18 protein-coding genes are annotated in these 18,125 nt (G+C 29.7%); 9 read left to right on the top strand and 9 right to left on the bottom strand.

What is annotated here, in order from left to right; translation table 11 throughout:
• Window positions 1-78: 78 nt before the first annotated feature.
• Both ACYUEW_RS13185 and ACYUEW_RS13180 read right to left on the bottom strand, forming a co-directional pair.
• Window positions 79-1,296, bottom strand: a complete 1,218-nt coding sequence (locus ACYUEW_RS13185) for an MFS transporter (protein ID WP_003488174.1) — start codon at window positions 1,294-1,296, stop codon at window positions 79-81.
• Window positions 1,297-1,331: 35 nt separating this feature from the next.
• A complete protein-coding gene (locus ACYUEW_RS13180; RefSeq protein ID WP_085333904.1) occupies window positions 1,332-1,967 on the bottom strand; it encodes a flavodoxin family protein in 636 nt (211 codons plus the stop codon).
• Window positions 1,968-2,259: 292 nt separating this feature from the next.
• On the opposite strand from ACYUEW_RS13180, the gene ACYUEW_RS13175 reads away from it, so the two are divergent.
• The 3 genes from ACYUEW_RS13175 to ACYUEW_RS13165 all read left to right on the top strand — a co-directional run bounded on the left by ACYUEW_RS13175 (window position 2,260) and on the right by ACYUEW_RS13165 (window position 4,372).
• Window positions 2,260-2,832 carry a TetR/AcrR family transcriptional regulator gene (locus ACYUEW_RS13175; protein WP_460276913.1) on the top strand — a complete coding sequence of 191 codons (573 nt, stop codon included), beginning with the start codon at window positions 2,260-2,262 and terminating at the stop codon, window positions 2,830-2,832.
• Window positions 2,833-3,078: 246 nt separating this feature from the next.
• Window positions 3,079-3,465, top strand: a complete 387-nt coding sequence (locus ACYUEW_RS13170) for a helix-turn-helix transcriptional regulator (protein ID WP_003400980.1) — start codon at window positions 3,079-3,081, stop codon at window positions 3,463-3,465.
• A gap of 31 nt (window positions 3,466-3,496) precedes the next feature.
• Window positions 3,497-4,372: a methionyl aminopeptidase gene (locus tag ACYUEW_RS13165; protein WP_265203338.1), complete on the top strand. Its 876-nt coding sequence runs from the start codon at window positions 3,497-3,499 to the stop codon at window positions 4,370-4,372.
• An 81-nt stretch (window positions 4,373-4,453) separates the two neighbouring features.
• On the opposite strand, the gene ACYUEW_RS13160 is transcribed toward ACYUEW_RS13165, so the two are convergent.
• The 7 genes from ACYUEW_RS13160 to prdC form a co-directional block, all read right to left on the bottom strand.
• Window positions 4,454-4,993 (bottom strand): nitroreductase family protein, encoded by a 540-nt coding sequence (locus ACYUEW_RS13160; RefSeq protein WP_265203339.1) that lies wholly within the window; start codon window positions 4,991-4,993, stop codon window positions 4,454-4,456.
• Window positions 4,994-5,299: 306 nt separating this feature from the next.
• Window positions 5,300-6,061, bottom strand: a complete 762-nt coding sequence (prdD, locus tag ACYUEW_RS13155; RefSeq protein WP_085333900.1) for a proline reductase cluster protein PrdD — start codon at window positions 6,059-6,061, stop codon at window positions 5,300-5,302.
• A gap of 74 nt (window positions 6,062-6,135) precedes the next feature.
• Window positions 6,136-6,606 carry a glycine/sarcosine/betaine reductase component B subunit gene (locus ACYUEW_RS13150; RefSeq protein WP_043032625.1) on the bottom strand — a complete coding sequence of 157 codons (471 nt, stop codon included), beginning with the start codon at window positions 6,604-6,606 and terminating at the stop codon, window positions 6,136-6,138.
• Window positions 6,607-6,785: 179 nt separating this feature from the next.
• Complete coding sequence (gene prdB, locus ACYUEW_RS13145) at window positions 6,786-7,511, bottom strand: D-proline reductase (dithiol) protein PrdB (RefSeq protein ID WP_460276912.1); 726 nt, start codon at window positions 7,509-7,511, stop codon at window positions 6,786-6,788.
• A 26-nt stretch (window positions 7,512-7,537) separates the two neighbouring features.
• The gene (locus tag ACYUEW_RS13140; RefSeq protein WP_003488160.1) at window positions 7,538-7,729 is read right to left on the bottom strand and encodes a CBO2463/CBO2479 domain-containing protein; all 192 of its coding nucleotides are present in this window, start codon (window positions 7,727-7,729) and stop codon (window positions 7,538-7,540) included.
• A gap of 2 nt (window positions 7,730-7,731) precedes the next feature.
• Entirely contained in the window at window positions 7,732-9,477 is a 1,746-nt protein-coding gene (gene prdA, locus ACYUEW_RS13135) for a D-proline reductase (dithiol) proprotein PrdA (RefSeq protein ID WP_460276911.1), read from the bottom strand.
• A 112-nt stretch (window positions 9,478-9,589) separates the two neighbouring features.
• Window positions 9,590-10,876: a proline reductase-associated electron transfer protein PrdC gene (prdC, locus tag ACYUEW_RS13130; RefSeq protein ID WP_460276910.1), complete on the bottom strand. Its 1,287-nt coding sequence runs from the start codon at window positions 10,874-10,876 to the stop codon at window positions 9,590-9,592.
• 562 nt (window positions 10,877-11,438) lie between these two features.
• Here prdC and ACYUEW_RS13125 point away from each other — a divergent pair.
• From ACYUEW_RS13125 to hydF, 6 genes are all read left to right on the top strand, one after another.
• Window positions 11,439-12,935, top strand: a complete 1,497-nt coding sequence (locus ACYUEW_RS13125; RefSeq protein WP_460276909.1) for a YjjI family glycine radical enzyme — start codon at window positions 11,439-11,441, stop codon at window positions 12,933-12,935.
• Window positions 12,928-13,764, top strand: a complete 837-nt coding sequence (locus tag ACYUEW_RS13120) for a YjjW family glycine radical enzyme activase (protein ID WP_460276918.1) — start codon at window positions 12,928-12,930, stop codon at window positions 13,762-13,764. Before ACYUEW_RS13125 ends, ACYUEW_RS13120 begins: the two co-directional genes overlap by 8 nt.
• Window positions 13,765-14,108: 344 nt before the next feature.
• The gene (locus ACYUEW_RS13115) at window positions 14,109-14,360 is read left to right on the top strand and encodes a TM1266 family iron-only hydrogenase system putative regulator (protein WP_003488151.1); all 252 of its coding nucleotides are present in this window, start codon (window positions 14,109-14,111) and stop codon (window positions 14,358-14,360) included.
• 2 nt (window positions 14,361-14,362) lie between these two features.
• Entirely contained in the window at window positions 14,363-15,421 is a 1,059-nt protein-coding gene (gene hydE / locus ACYUEW_RS13110; protein WP_460276908.1) for a [FeFe] hydrogenase H-cluster radical SAM maturase HydE, read from the top strand.
• Entirely contained in the window at window positions 15,422-16,798 is a 1,377-nt protein-coding gene (gene hydG, locus ACYUEW_RS13105; protein WP_085333894.1) for a [FeFe] hydrogenase H-cluster radical SAM maturase HydG, read from the top strand.
• 8 nt (window positions 16,799-16,806) lie between these two features.
• Complete coding sequence (hydF, locus tag ACYUEW_RS13100) at window positions 16,807-18,000, top strand: [FeFe] hydrogenase H-cluster maturation GTPase HydF (RefSeq protein ID WP_257412335.1); 1,194 nt, start codon at window positions 16,807-16,809, stop codon at window positions 17,998-18,000.
• Window positions 18,001-18,125 lie beyond the last annotated feature (125 nt).

Raw genomic sequence — 18,125 nt, 5'->3', positions numbered from 1 at the left:
AACTATACAATGACCATAGACAATACAGTTTTTGGGCGAAACTCCTTCAGGGCCATTTTTTCCTAAAATTAATACATTTTATGCATTTTTCCTAACCTTGTATAGAATAATTGCTATGATTTGAGTTGCCATTCCAAAAGTGCAAACTCCATACCATCCAAAACGGGAATAGCTATAGGAACCTAAAAAGGAACCTAATGCTCCTCCGAGAAAAAAGCTGACCATATAAATAGTATTAAGTCTATTACGTGTTTTTTCGTTTAAGGAATGTACTCTTGCCTGATTAGAAACATTACAGGATTGTACTCCTAAATCTAGAAGAATAATTCCTAAAATAAGTCCCCAAATTTTAAAGCCAAATAGAAAGAAGAATAAATATGCAATTATAACTACGATTATACATATACCACTAGCAAATCTTGAACCTCTTTTGTCAGCTACTTTTCCAACTATTGGAGCAGCAAGAGCACCACTAATACCAACTAATCCAAGTAAACCTGCTGCTTCAGCTCCCATATTGTAATGAGAACTTTCAAGTAAAAATATGAGTGATGTCCAAAAGGCACTAAAAGCTGAAAACATTAAAGCACCATTAATAGAGGCTTCCCTTAAAATTGGTTCAGTTTTTATTAAGTGTATCATTGATTTTAACAGTTGAGTATATTTAATGTCAGAGATAGGTTCGCATAAGGGTATCAACTTCCTAAGAATAAGCATGAGAGCAAGCATCATAATCGCTGCAATAAGATAAACTGCTCTCCAGCCAAAGTAGCCGCCTAAGATGCCGCTGATTGTACGAGAAAGTAATATTCCAATTAACAAGCCGCTCATTATTGTACCAATAGTTTGCCCTCTTCGCTGTGGAGTTGATAGTTGTGCTGCTAAAGGGATAATAAGTTGAGGAATAATAGAAGTAAATCCAACAGCAAAGGAAGAAATTGTAAGAATATATATGTTTGAAGAGAAGACCATACTCATAAGTGAGATTATTGAGCATAAAAGCATTATTACTATTAACTTTCTCTTTTCTTTTATATCTCCCAAAGGCAATATAAATATCATTCCAATTGCATAACCTATTTGTGTAAGCATAGCTGCAAAGCCTATGCTTAATTGGTTAACATGAAAGGTTTTTGCTATATCAGCTAAGAGGGGCTGGATATAATATAAATTTGCTACAGTAAGTCCACAAGCCATGGACATAACTAAAATTAATAAATTAGTCAATATGGGTTTAGCTTCAAGATTATTTATTGATGAATTTGTTTTTATAACCTTGTTATTTGATTGATACATTTATAAATCACTTCCTTAGATTATGATAATACATTTCATCGAATAAAATTAGTAAAAATCTTTTCTTCTCTTTCTGGCTTTTTGATAACTCCTTGTTCATTTTCAACAAGTTTCATAAGCCAAGCCATATTCTTACCTAATATCCTCATTATTTGTATTCCTTCTTCGTCTTGCATTGCCTCACCTGGTAATCTTCCATTAATAATATTCCAATAGTTTGAAGTAGGAATGAGCATTTCAGAATGATTAATGTAATTATTCAACTGATTGAAGGTTGGAATTCCACCTGCACGTCTTACTGCTACTACTGCAACTCCAACTTTATGTCTTAGCATACTATCATTGGCATCTGCCACATGAAAAGCTCTATCTAAAAATGATTTCATTGTTCCAGCGATTGCTGAATAATGTACTGGTGATCCTAAGATTATTCCGTCGGCATCTTTCATCTTTTCAATCCAATCATTAACTGGATCAGTAGTAATAGCACATTTTCCATTCTTATTTTTTGTACAATATCCACAAGCAATACATCCTCTAATAGATTTATTCCCGACGTGAATTATTTCTGTTTCTATTCCTTCCTTTTCTAGTTCGTCAACAACTATTTTTATTCCATGATAAGTATTACCCTCCTTATTGGGACTTCCGTTAAAAACTACAACTTTCATTAATTTTTCCTCCTTATATATTTAATAATATTTACACACTTTACTAATATAGTAGGCATTGATTTAATTGGGGGTAGTTCTTGCACCAATTAGGTATCTCAGTAATTTAAGCTTTTCACTAATTGATTAAGCAAGTTTATAAACTAAACGTTCAGTTTATAAATATATAATATACTAAACGTTCAGTTTTGTAAATAGTTTTTTATCTTTAAAACAAAAAAATATATAGTATAATATACGTATAGTTTATTAAGTATATTATTATAAATTAAATACAATGGAGGTAATTATAATGGAGAAAAAATTGGGACGTCCCCGTAGCGAAAAAACTAAGCAGGCCATTCTTTCCGCTGCATATGAGTTATTGCTTGAAAATGGTTTTGGATCTGTTACAGTTGAGAAGATTGCTGAAAGAGCTGGAGTTAGTAAAGCTACTATTTACAAATGGTGGCCCAACAAAGCTGCTGTTGTTATGGATGCTTTTTTTGATGCTGCTGTTGTGAGACTTCCAATACCTGATACAGGATCAACTATTAATGATATGATAATTCAAGTAAATAATTTAGCAAAATTTTTAATTAGTCGAGAAGGAAAGGTAATTAATGAGATAATAGCAGAAGGCCAATTTAATGAAAAGCTAGCTGAAGCCTACCGCGCAATATATTTTAAACCTCGCAGACTTGATTCACGATATATTTTAGAACGTGGAATTTCAAGAGGAGAACTAAAGGAAGATTTGGATATAGAGTTAGTTATAGATTTAATTTTTGGCCCATTATTCTATAGATTATTAATAACGGGGGATATAGTAGACGAGGCTTTTATAAAGGATCTAATAAATTATGCATTTAAAGGTATAAAATAAAAGTTAATATTAATGATAACTTAATAAAATATTAACAGGAAGAAAATTGATTCTACTTATGAGTGGATAGAAGAACTTCAAATATTTTCAATAATTTGTGTTTATAATATAGATATAATTTAAATCGTATAATAAATTTTTATATCTTTAAATAAATGAATATGTAGATTAGTGAGATTATCATTGCAAGTCACATCAAGTTTTTATTCGTAGAGAATGATATAATACCTTATAGGGGTGATCTAATTGTCTGTAAAAACTATAGAAAATATGGTTAACTGGATTGAAGATAATATAATGAGGAATCCAACACTAACTGAAATGTCTAATTATGTTGGGTACTCTCCATTCTATTGTTCATCAAAGTTTCATGAAAACGTTGGAGTTACTTTTAAACAGTATATATCAAAACGTAGATTAAGTCTTGCTGCGATAAAAGTAAAGGATACTAAAGTTAGATTTTTAGATATAGCATTAAAATATGGATTTTCATCTCAAGAAGCCTTTACGAGAGCTTTTGTAGCCACTTATGGGTGTACACCCAATCAATATAGAAAAAGATTAACTAATATTCAATTATATATGAAACCTAATGTATTTCCAGTACCCCAAAATGAAACTCTTAGTGATTAATAATATTATTCAATAATAGAAGGAGAGTGAAATGATTAATAAATTAGGTAGAAATGATTTATGTTGGTGTGGTAGTCAAAAAAAATATAAAAAATGCCATTCTGCATTTGATAAAAGAATTGAACTTTATAAAACACATGGTCACATAGTTCCTCCTAGGGAAATTATAAAAAAACCAGAACAGATAGTTGGAATACGTAAAAGTGGGAAAATTAATACCGCAGTTTTAGACTATATTGCAGACCATATCCAAGCTGGTATAACAACAGAGGATATTAACCAACTTATTTATAAAAAAACAATAGAATTTGGTGGTGTACCAGCACAACTTGGATATGAAGGATTCCCCAAGAGCGTATGCACTTCCATTAATGACCAGGTATGTCATGGAATCCCATCAAAAAACATAGTCTTAAATGATGGAGATATAATAAATGTTGACGTTTCAACTATTTATGAAGGATATTTTTCTGATTCTTCTAGAATGTTCTGCATTGGCCATGTAGATGAAGATAAGAAAAACTTAGTTAATGTGGTGAAGGAATGTGTAAATTTAGGAATAAAACAAGTAAAGCCATGGGGATTTCTCGGAGATATAGGGCAAGCAATCCATGATCATGCTTTAAAAAATGGATACTCTGTAGTAAAGGAAATTGGTGGTCATGGTATTGGGCTAGAATTTCATGAAGAACCTTGGGTAGGTTATACATCAAAAGAAAATACAGGTATGCTAATGGTGCCAGGAATGATATTTACAATAGAACCAATGATTAATATGGGTACTGATGAAATATTCTTGGATAAGAAAAATGGATGGACTTATTATACAACTGATGGTAAACCTTCAGCTCAATGGGAAATAATGATATTAGTAACAAATGACGGTTACGAAATATTGGCATACTAACTTCATTATATAAATTTTAATGCTGCAATTAAATCACTATAGTTTTTAATCGCAGCATTAAATTTAATATAAAAATATTCTTTACCATTGTTCATAATGTATTATATCTTGTAATTTCTTCCTTGGCCTAGCTTTAGGTGATTCATTTGGATATCCAATTGTAATAATACTAACAACATATTTATCAGAAGGTATATTTAAAATTGGTCTAATTTCTTCTTGAGTAAACCATGCAACCCAACAAGTACCCAATCCTAAGTTCTCAGCAGAAAGTACTAAATGTTCTATAGCTATGGATGTATCTCTTATTATTTGTTTAAGTTCTTGTTGTGGGCTACTTTCATTCAGTGATAGCTCTATATCTTCTTTAATCCTAGAACGTATATCTGCAACACATACAATAAAAACTGGAGCAGCCATCATCCATTCTTGATTATGGGATATTTTAGCTAGCCTTTCTCTAGTAAAATCAGATTTTACTACAATAAAATGCCCAGGCTGTGTGTTAGAACCAGATGGAGCAATCCTAGCGCTCTCAATAATCTCAATTATTTTTTCATCTTCAACTGGCTTATCCATATATTTTCGTATACTTTTTCTTGATCTCATTTCTTCAAGCATACCTTTATCAACCTCCTTGTTCTGTTTATATTGTTTTAACATATAATCTTATTCTAAAATACGAGTATTCCCATTACAAGTACGCACTTATTTGTATTATAGTATCTAAAAATATACTATTGAATTAATAAGAATGAGGTACTACCAAATCTTAAAGAAATCACATTCAAATCATAATTATAAATTATAAGTGAAAATTAATATACTCCTTAACTAATATAATACTATAAGAGGCTATTTAGCTACATAACATAGTTTATATAACTAAATAACCTTATAATTTAAAAACTAATTAAACTTAAATAATTAGGACATAGCTCTTATAGCTCCATCTCTATATTGATTAGGGGTTAAAACCATAGGCATATTACCTAAATCCATTATAGATTTGCATCCTATAAACCCTGCTGGTTCCTTTGGGAATACTCCTGTATCATACATACAGCCTAATCCAGATACTTGTTTTATTATTACAATTTTTTTTCTTCCTGAATTTATCTCATCGACGTATTCATGAGTTTCATCACATAATATACCGCTTATATTTTTTAAATATTCTCTTATCTCTTGAATTATTTTATCGCAAGCCCTATGTGATGCCATAATTCCTTCTCTACTTCTAGCCCCACTATTTTTTAAAGTTACATCTACATGTATTATTATATCAGCTTCGGCAGGAGTTCCATTTTTATTAAACTTAATCTGATCTTTTAATATGCCCTCTGAAGATCCAATATTAGCTGCTTGAAATCCACCAACCTCTACTCCTGTTATCATAACAACTACACCTGTTAATACATGAGTTATTCCCTCTCCTATCTTCCCTTCTACCTTAGTGGCTATAGGAAAAATATCTAAGACAGAATTTATAAACATATTATGATTATTGGGATATATTATATTAATTTTTAAATCCTTAATTATATTTTCTTTTTCTAAATCATTAAGTTCTATATTATTTCTTAAATATAAAATTCCCTCCTCTATTTTAGTATTTTCCCCAAATAAAACCTTATTTATATGAAAGCTTTTAATGATGAGACTTTTTAATCTTTTTTTATCTTTCATATATTTCACCTCAACTTTAAATATTAAATTTGTTTCAGGTAAAATTATTCTATACTTTTAGCTATCTTTAATTTCTATTTATTATTTCTCTTCATCTGTAGTTTCAGAAGAGCTAAAGCTTTTATAGCATCAATTTCTACCACACTATTTTCACCTACAACTTCTGTTTCTATCCCCTCTGCAGTTTTATTAAAATCAATTATAGTATCCATATATTTATTTGTAACAACAAATGAAGCTTGATTCCCTACAAAACTCATCCCCACTACTGGAATTTCTTTTTTTCCTATTTCTTCAATAACTGTAGCAAAATCTACATGACTATTTCCCCAGCTGTCTATAGAAACTATGACACCATCAGCTCTCATAGCCTCTGCTAAGTCCGCTCCTCTTTCAGCAACAAATATCTTGTCTGAAACTACTTCTGGGGTTCCTTCCACTATAATACCTAAAAGATCTACTTCTTCATCCTTTGATACTACACTTAATAAAGGATCTCTAAAATGATGAAGAGTAGTTTCTTCAGTAGATGGACCAATTCCCATATGATCTCTCCTCCTTATAGTGTTATATTTATTTAAAATAGCAATCATAACTTTCACATTTATTAGATTTCTATAATTAACAACAATACTAAGTAACAAATAAAGAACTTATCTTTTTAAAAAGCACTAGACTTAAAAATCTAGTGCTTTCTAAAATTATTAATTTTGCTTTTTATATTTTAAACGTTATGTCTGTACTCATATGGTAACATGATTAATTCTCCAAATTCTTTCATCTTTGTCATTGCATTTAGTGAATCTTTTAATATAGCTGTTTGCATTTCTATATTATTTGGTTCTCCGGCATTAGATCCTATTGGCACATGAGCTGCTGCTATACGTGGCGCACCTTGTTGTTTTGCGATTGGTGGTAATGCAGCAACTATAATTGTAGATATTCCTACAAATTCTATTGCTCTTTGAACTATTGTTGCAGATCTATGACAAGTTCCACAACCTCCTGTTAAAAGAACTATATCTACACCTTCATCTTTAAATATTTTAGCAATAGCTGGTCCAGTTTCTTCTTTGAATTTTTGAACATTTCCGCCGCCGCCCATGAATCCAATTAATACAGGGGATACGCTTCCTATAAATCCTTCCTTAGCTAATTCATGTAATCTATCTATAGGAAGCATTGCATTTACATCTTTATTGATATCACTATTATCAAATCCACCATGTGTAACCATTAATTCTGAAGATGGTGTATCACTAGGTATTATTCTATATGTGAAATCTCCAGCTGTCTTAAAAGGTTCTTGTGTTTTTATATGAATTCCTCCAGCTGTTGCAAATCCAACCTTACAATCTTTTAATGCTTTTGTAAGTGGTGTCCAAACTGGTGGTGGTGTAACCGGTGCATAAACTTCAGATTTCATTCCTTTTGCAGTTGTTAAATTCATCTTATAATCTCCTCCTGTTTATATATTTATTTTAGTACCTTAGCATAGCTGATATATATTTCTACCTGATCATCAATTTCTAACTTCTTGTCTGTAAAAACAGATCTTAAAGGTAAATGGATAATACCCATTTTGCCTTTTAGCTCTATTTTTGCACTCATCTCTGTTATTTGTACAATTCTTCCGGTAACTAATTTAGGTGTTATCTCTACTTCCATAATTATTTCATTACTCCATCTGCTATTTTTTGATTTTCATCTATTACTTCTTGACTCCATTTACGATCTGCTGGCTCTATTTCAACTCCTGCTATTTTATTTTTAAGCATAAGAACAGCACGTTTTGCATCATCCATTGTTATTGTATTTTCACCTAGAAGTTCTGATTCAAATCCACCCTCGTCTTTATTTACTTCTATCATTGCATCCATATACTTATTACCAACAACTAGTTGTCCTTGGTAAGCTGCATAAGTTACACCTACAACATTAATTCCACGTTTTCCAATTTCCTCTATATTGTATGAAAAATCAATATGATTATTTCCAAATCCTTCTGTAGTTACTATGGCTCCATCTAACTTCATAGTATCTGTCATCGCACCTAATCTCTTAGATACAAATGCTTTTTCATCATTTACTTGAGGACTTCCTATAAATGCAACACCTACAATATCTAATTCTTCATCTGCTGCAAGTGCTTCTAAAACTGGCTCTCTAAAATAATGTCTTGTATCTTCTTTTGATGCTGGTCCTATGCAAGTAAGTGCATGTATTCCACCATCTCTTACTTCATTTACAGATAGTACAACAGGTACATTTCCAAGGTCAACATTTTGTCTTCCGCCATGTACTCCTGCTGGCTCTGTAGGCAACATTACATTATCATGCATTGCTCCTTGTCCCATTATTTCTTTAACAAGAAGTACACGTGGTCTTCCATGTCTCTTTACTTGATTAAATGTTTCTTCTTTTTCTGCTTCTCCTGCTGGAGTTTCTTTTAATACTTTTCTTATTTCTTGAATTATTACATCGCAAGCTTTATGTGCTGCATAAGGTCCTCTTCTTTCCATTCCTGTTTTATCTTGAATAATAGCATGAACTCTTACTATAATATCATCTTGATCTGGACAACCTGGTTTTCCATAAATTATTTTTTCATCAAGATAGCCTTCGCAAGAACCAAATTCATGTACTTGAATTCCTGCCTCATCTACTCCTGTAAGTATAAATACCATGCCATTTAATATATGAGTAATTCCTTCACCTAACTGTCCTTCTACCTTTGTAGCTACTGGAATGACATCCATTATTGTATTAGAATACACATGTCTATTGTTAGGCGTAATTATATCCATTTCCAATTTCTTAACAAGAGGGTCTGCCTTAAGAGCTTCTTTGCAAAGTTCTTCTCTTATAGTTAATACACCATCTTTAAAAGAAGTTTCTTTACCAAGCTCTACCTTTTTAACAGCAAATTCTCTTTTCTTTAATGTACTAACAATTTCATCTTCTATTTTTTCAGTTATACCTTCTGATGAATTTATATTTCCACCATTAAATGCTCCCACTGGGAACTCAAGATTTACACCATTCATTTGGTCAACCGTTAAACGAACAATGCCTCCACTGCATTGGGTTAGCTTATTGGCAGATATGTTTTCCACTTTATCTCCTCCATTTTGAACCTTATTATTTCCCTCTTTTACCTCTTCAACTATTCCCTCTAAAAGGTCAGCTGTAAGAGGAGTAAGACCATCAATATCTTTAAGTAACTTTGCTCCTATTACTTGTCCAATTTTTAATACATTTGATGGTATTTCTACTAATCCAGAATCCTCTAGGTCTGGTAATATATTTGGATCTTCAAGTTCTCCTGGACCAATTATTGTTCCCTTTGTAGTACGGCAACAAACAATTGCTGGATCTTTTTTGTGTTGGTTAACTGTTTCATTTGTAATAGACATATACTTCCTCCTCCTGTTATACTACTATTTTTCTCGACAAATCGAGATTATATATTGAACAAAGCATTAAACTTTGAACAAACCACAATTAAATAATTCATAAAAATTTATATTATTTTAATCTGCGAATTAATGGATGATTTACAGTACGCATTACATGATCTGTAAGATGATAAACAGGCATCTTTAATTTAGGTGCAACACACATAACTGTATTAGTACAATCACTGCAATTACTTATTAAAACAACCTCTGCACCACTCTTTTTTAGTTTAAGAATTTTCTCAGCTTGCCCTGGACAATTCCCAGGATCTTCACATTTCAAGTTTCCTTTAATCTCTACAGCTTGTTTACACTTCTCTACTCCTACTACATTAGCCCCCATATTTGTAGCTATTTCCCTTAATCTATTTTCATTACCTCCACAGGCACATACCAATAGTCCCATATTTCTAGTTTCTTTTAAAAATGGTATAGTTACTATTATTCCACCACTTGTTTTTGTAATAGGCTCATCTATTTGAGCACTACGTCCTGTAAAAGGTCCTCCAAGAATTATCTCTCCATATTCACCATCTATACCACCTGCGGCTTCTATAATTTCTCTTACAGTTGTGCCTATAGGTACATTCATAAATACTCGAGATTTTAATCCATTTTTTAATTTCCCTACTACAGTAATATTTTTACTTATAACTGGCTTTTTTAATTCTACTGCTTCAGCAATCTTAGCCAAAGTCTCTACATTAGAAACAACAGCATTAGCTTCTAATGGTAATTGACTTGGTTCAAGTAATTTTCCAAGAACTTCTCTAATTATTGCTCTTTCCTCACCCATAGGATACATATCAGGTAGTTCCACTATTTTAATATTGCTATCTTTTATTATATTTTTAAGTGAAGAAATAGCTTCAACATTTTTAGATTTTATTGCAAAAATCCCTTTACTAGCATTTACTGCTTCCATAGCATAGCATAAACCCTTATAAATAAGTTCTGGTTCATTAACAATTTGATTTATATTATGAGCCAATAAAGGTTCACACTCTACAGCATTAGCAATAACTACTCCGCCATTTAAATCAACATCCATTTTAATGTGAGTAGAAAATCCTGCTCCCCCCATTCCTACTATTCCAGCCTCCTGAATTAAATCCAATATATTATTGCTACTTTCTAAAGGTTTAAACTCATCTTTTTGTACTTCATCTGCTTCTATAATTATTTCATTTTCATCAATATTTTTAATTATTCCACTTACACTAGCATGTATATTGGCTCCCATACCTTCTGGAATAGCTATCAAAGTACCTTTTTCTATTCTATCCCCTAGTTTAACAACAGGTTTATTAATTTTCCCTATATGTTGTTTTAATAAAATAGAATATAATTTTTGCAAAATATGCACCCCCTTATTTCTACAGATTAATTAAATATTTATAGATTATAATTAGCTCTTAATATTTATAATTTAATAATTTATATAATCTTTTGCTCAATATATGTATAAGCAATACTTATGCCAACATATATAATTCTGTAGATTCCTATATTTTACCCAAATATATAATAAAAGACAAAATTAATATGTTAAAAATCCAACACAATTTTACCAATATATAGTTTATATCCTTTTTTGTACCAATTGGTGTATAATGGTTAACAAAGTATATTTCATTTTTTGACACACCTGTTAACTTTTTAAAAATTTTAATTATTCATAAAATTAGCTTATATACTAAGTTTATTGCTATCATTATATGTTATAGGAGATTTCTCCACTCTTATTTTTTAATTTTTTTATTATCTTATTAATTTAAAATTAAAAATCAATTCTCATTTATCGTTAAATATTTATCATTTATTATCTGGATTGAAAAGAAAATGTTTGCACAAAAAATTATTTAAATATAAAATGATTAATATAATATATTATAAATTTATATTAGGAGATGAGAGTTTTGAATAACACTTTAAATATAATAAAAAATAAAACTTTAACTTATGAACAAAAGGTTTTATCTCTTGCTCGTGAAGCTGAAAATTCATTAGATGTACTTAACCTTCCTTCAGATATACAAAATCTAAGAAATGAAGGTATTATATGTGATTTAAATGAAGGTGATGCACCTTATAGGCCTAGATATATTTGTCCTGATTACGAGAAATTTATGAAACAAGGAAGTGAATTTCTTAAATTAAATCCTCCAAAAGATATTTGGGAAGCTACAAATAATTTACTTATTTTATATAAACATGTTCCTTCTATAACTTCTATGCCTGTTTATATAGGAAATATCGATACTCTTTTAGACCCTTTTATAGAAGATGAATTAGAAGCTTATAAAGCAATAAAATTATTTTTACTTCATATAGATAGAACTATAACAGATTCTTTTTGCCATGCTAATATAGGTCCTAATGAGACTAAAGCTGGAAGACTTATATTAAAGGCACAAAGAGAACTTCAAACTGCTATACCAAACATAACTTTAAAATATGGAAAAGAAACTTCAAAAGAATTTGCTATAGATTCTATAAATACAGCTTTAGTTACAGCTAAACCTAGTTTTGCAAATCATGAAATCTTTTCAAAGGATTTCCCTTCCTATAACTATGGAATCGCTAGTTGCTATAATGGTTTGTATATATGTGGTGGTAGCTTTACTCTTGTAAGACTTAACCTTTATGGTGCTGCTAGAAAAGCTTCATCTGCAGAAGATTTCTTGGATAATGTTTTACCTGATGTTATGACAAAAATGAGTAGCTATATAGATAAAAGAGTAAATTTTATAGTAGAAGAAAGTAATTTTTTTGAAAGTAGCTTTTTAGTACGTGAAAATTTAATATATAAGGATAGATTTACAGCTATGTTTGGTATGTTTGGATTAGCTGAATGCGTTAATCATTTATTAAAAGCTAGTGAGTTAAAAGATAAATTTGGTCATAGTGAGAAAGCTAACGAACTAGGTATAAAAATAATAGAAAAAATGTACAATATAGTAAATAGCAACGTAAATAAACATTGCTCAGCTACAGATGGGCACTTTTTATTACATGCGCAAGTAGGTATAGAAACAGACAAAGGAACAAGTCCAGGTTGTAGAATACCTATTGGCGAAGAACCAGATTTACCTATTCATCTACTCCAAAGTGCTAAATTTCATAAATACTTTCCATCTGGTATAGGTGATATATTCCCATTTGAATCTACTGCAAAGAAAAATCCTGAATCTATATTAGATATAATAAATGGAGCTTTTAATGAAGGAATGAGATACTTCTCTCTTTACGCCTCTGATAGCGATGTAATCAGAATAACAGGTTATCTTGTTAAATTATCTGATATTAAAAAATTAGATAAAGGTGAGCAAGTTCTCCAAGACACAGTAGCTTTAGGTTTAGGGGCAGTTAAAAATTCTAGAATACTGGAAAGAAAGGTAAGAGATGATGCTTAGAGGATTAGTTAACAAAATAATACCTTTTAGTTCTGTAGATGGTCCTGGAAACAGGACCGCTATATTTTTTCAGGGATGTAATTTTGATTGTAAATATTGCCATAATCCCGAAACTATAAATACCTGTAAAGCTTGTGGAACCTGTGCCTTTGTATGTCCTTATGGTGCTGTAGAATTTTTAGGTGATTCTGTAAAATGGGATGAAAATAAGTGTAAAAACTGTGGTCTATGTCTAGAAAAATGTAAAAATAATTGTGGCCCTAGAAATAAATATATGAGTGTTGGAGAAATTATAAAAGAAATATTAAGAACAAAACCTTTTATATCCGGTATCACTGTATCTGGGGGAGAATGTACTCTCCAAAAAGATTTTTTAATAGACCTATTCGAAAAAGTTAAACTTTTGGGTCTTACTATTTTTGTAGATACTAATGGCTCTTTAGATTTTTCTAAAAATCCTAAGCTTACAGAATTAATGGATATGGCTATGGTTGATGTAAAATCCTTTGACAATGAAGAGCATAAAATGCTCACTAAAAGAGATAATGATATAGTACTTAAAAATGTTAGATATTTAGCTAGCATAGATAAACTGTACGAGATAAGAACTGTTATAGTTCCTGATCTTCTAGATAATGAAAATAACGTATTTGAAATAAGCAAAATTATAGCTTCTTTAAACCCTAATATAAGATATAAACTTATAAAATATAGACCTATAGGAGTTAGAAAAGAAAAAATAGATCCAAAAACTCCAACAGATAAATACATGGAAAATCTTAAAAACATAGCATTAAAAAATGGTTGTAAAGATATAATAATATTATAACCTTACATAGCATAAATTTATTGACAAACATTCTTTGCTAAAGTAGAATTAAATCAAATTTAGTTCAAATAATTAGAGAGGTTTTTTACTTCTTTAATTATTTGTTCTTAAAAATATACGTTACCTAACAGTGAAGATTGATCTGATCTGAAAGGAAAGTTATATAATTTAAATTGAGGTATTTAATACCTTTTATTTTGGTACTTTAACTTTCCCTTTGGGAAAGTTTTTTTATCTTGTAAAACTAATCTCTAATAAACGTTTATATTTAATATCTACTTTTATTACTAACTATTCTCAATAAAATAATTATGAAATTTATTATTTGCAATAGGAGGTATATTATGAAAAAAATAGCTGTTATTAGTGCTATACTGGAAGATCCGAAAAACTGTCAACAAAAATTTAATGAAATAATAGCTGATTTTAAAGGTATTGTAAAAGGAAGAATGGGTATACCCTTTGAAGAAGAAGGTGTATCTGTAATCTCCATTACTGTAACTGGAACTCTAGATCAAATTAATAGTCTCACAGGTAAACTAGGGAATATAGAAAATGTATCTGTAAAAACATCTATATCAAAGAAAGAGATATAAATATGAAAAAACTACTAAAAAAAATTATTGATGAACTATATGAAAAAAATAATACCTCAAATGATAAACTTTTATATTTGCTAAACAATATTGATAAAGATAGTAAAAAATATCTAATATCTAAATCTCATGAAACTAGATTAAAATACTATGATAACAAAGTTTTTTTAAGAGGACTAATAGAATTTACAAACTATTGTAAAAACAGTTGTCTATATTGTGGTATATCCTGTAGAAATAATAATGCTGAAAGATATAGACTGTCTAAAGAAGAAATTTTGAATTGTTGCAGGAAAGGATATTCTTTAGGTTATAAAACCTTTGTACTTCAAGGTGGAGAGGATCCTTACTATACAGATGATAAAATTATCAACATTATAAAATCTATAAAAAACTTATTTCCAGACTGTGCTATAACATTATCTATGGGAGAAAAAGACTATAGCACATATAAAAAATTTTATGAGGCAGGAGCTGATAGATACTTATTAAGACATGAAACAGCATCTAAAAGTTTATACGAAGAACTTCACCCTGATATGAGTTTTGAAAATAGACGTAGATGTTTAAAAAATTTGAAAGAAATAGGCTATCAAATTGGTGCTGGTTTTATGATAGGACTTCCTAATCAAACAAATGAAGATTATGTAAATGATTTAGTGTTTTTAAAAAAGTTAAAATCTCATATGGTTGGTATAGGTCCCTTTATTCCTCATAAGGATACCGTACTTAAAGATCAACCTGCTGGTACATTAGAAGATACTACTACATTATTAGCCCTTATACGATTACTCTTACCTGATGTTTTACTACCAGCAACTACAGCTCTAGGTACAATAAATCCCATGGGCCGTGAAGAAGGCTTAAAAGCAGGTGCTAATGTAGTTATGCCAAATCTTTCTCCTACTAATGTTAGAGATAAATATATGCTATATGATAATAAAATTTGTACTGGTGATGAGGCTGCAGAGTGCAGGAAGTGCATAGAAAATAGAATTAATAATGCTGGTTTTTCTCTAGATTTAACTAGAGGAGATAATATTTTATGGAGGCGAATATAAATGTTTATAAATCATGATTATATAGAAAATTTATTAAAAGAAGCTGAAAGTGCTACAAATGAAGATATAGAAAAGGTTTTAGATAAAGCCTGTAGTAATGAGAAGTTAACTCATAAAGATATAGCTATACTTCTCCAAATAAAAGACAAAAAATTATTATCTAAAATGTTTAAAATCGCTGGAAACATAAAAAAATCTATATATGGTAATAGAATTGTTTTATTTGCTCCTCTATATATTAGTGACTACTGCGTCAATAATTGTGTATATTGTGGTTATAAAAGCTGTAATAGCTTTGAAAGAAGAAAATTAACTCAAGAAGAAATTAGAACTGAAGTTAAGATCCTTGAAAAAATGGGACATAAAAGATTAGCTTTAGAAGCTGGGGAAGATCCTGTAAACTGTGATATAAATTATATACTAGAAAGTATAAAAACTATATATGATACTCAAAATGAAAATGGAAATATAAGAAGAATAAACGTTAATATTGCAGCTACGACTATTGAAAATTATAAAAAATTAAAAGCTGCTAATATAGGAACTTATATATTATTTCAAGAAACTTATCATAAACCTACCTATGAAAAAATGCATCCTAATTGCTTAAAAGATAGCTATGAATATCATCTAACTGCATTTGATAGAGCCATGGAAGGTGGTATAGATGATGTAGGTGCTGGAGTTCTTTTTGGTTTATCTAATTATAAATTTGAAGTTTTAGGATTAATGCTTCATAATCAACATCTAGAAGAAAAATATGGCGTAGGCTTCCACACTATATCAGTCCCTAGACTAAAAAAAGCTGAAGGAATGGACCTTAATATGTTTCCCCATCTAGTAGACGATGAAACTTTTAAACAAATAGTAGCTATACTAAGAATAGCTGTGCCTTTCACTGGTATAATATTATCTACAAGAGAAAGCGCAGAAATGAGAAAAGAAGTAATTGAATATGGTGTTTCTCAAGTAAGCGCTGGTTCTTGTGCTGGAGTTGGTGGCTACAAAGAAAGAGAAGAGGGAAAAAATACTAACCAATTTATCATTGCAGATCATAGAAGTCATTTAGATGTTTTAAAAGAATTAATTGATGACGGTCATATTCCAAGTTATTGCACAGGTTGTTATAGAAAAGGTAGAACTGGCGATAGATTTATGAGCCTTGCTAAATCTGGAAATATTCAATATGTATGTCAACCTAATGCTATAATGACTTTAATGGAATTTCTATTAGATTATGGTGATGATGAACTAAAGGAAAAAGGTGAAAAACTAATAAAAGAAGAAATAAATAAAATAGAAAGAGAAGATATTAAAAATACAGTTATTAAAAATATAGAAAAAATTAAAAATGGTGAACGAGACTTATTTTTTTAGGAGGATTTATGAATACTACACCTAATGCCAATAGAATTCATATAACTTTTATAGGTAAAACTAATTCTGGAAAGTCTTCTTTAATGAATGCAATAATAGGTCAAGATATATCTATTGTATCCTCTATAGAAGGAACCACTACTGATCCTGTAAGTAAGGCTATGGAACTTATACCTTTAGGTCCAGTTTTATTTACAGATACTGCTGGATTAGAAGATAACACTGGACTTGGTAAAATAAGAATTGAAAAAACTTTGAATACTCTTTTAAAAACAGATTTTGCTGTATATGTTATGTCTGCTGAAGATATTGATATAAATCTATATGAAAAAAGTATAAATAGATTTAAACAGCAAAATATACCTTATATAACCGTTGTAAACAAAATAGATACTGTGGATAAAAATACAATAAATGGACTAAAAAAAATAATAGAAAATCCTATATTTGTTTCCTCAAATGATATCAATAGTATCCTTAATTTAAAAGATTCAATAATAAACAATTTAAGCAAGGCTAAAGAAGATGATACTATCATGGGCACTTTACTTCCCTACAATAGCAAAGTAGTTATGGTAGTACCTATAGATTCTGAAGCTCCAAAGGGTAGACTAATATTACCACAGGTACAATTAATAAGAGATTGTTTAGATCATGGTATAAAAAGCTATGTAGTTAGGGATACAGAATTAAAATCTGCATTAGATGATATAAAAAATATAGATTTAGTTGTAACAGATTCACAAGCTTTTAAAAAAGTAGATAAGATTGTTCCTAAAAGTATAGGCCTAACAAGCTTTTCTATTTTGTTTGCTAATTATAAAGGTGATTTGAGAACTTTTGTAGAAGGAACTAAGGCTATAAATGCTTTAAATGAAGATTCTAAAATACTTATATCAGAAAGCTGTACACATAATTATTCTCATGAAGATATAGGCAGAATTAAAATACCAAACATGATTAATTCACATGTGGATAAAAAATTAAACTATGAATTTAAAATGGGTGGAGATTTTCCACAGGATGTGGATAAATACGATTTAATAATTCATTGCGGTGCTTGTATGGTAAATAAAAAATCTATGGATTCAAAACTTAAATTATGCAAAGAAAAAAATGTACCTATTACCAACTATGGTATACTAATTTCCTATTTAACAGGTATATTAGATAGAAGTATAGAATTATTTAATATTAAATAAAACATAAGTTTACAAACACTATTAAATTTATATATATAATAAACAACTTAAATAAAAAGTTGCTGTTTAAAATAGATTTAATTTTAATATAATAAATAAAAAAAATACTAATGAACATATAAGTT

The sequence above is a fragment of the Clostridium sp. CTA-1 genome (assembly GCF_054768215.1).
The sequence above is the reverse complement of the archived record's forward strand: the minus strand, read 5'-3'. Positions and strand labels throughout refer to the sequence as shown.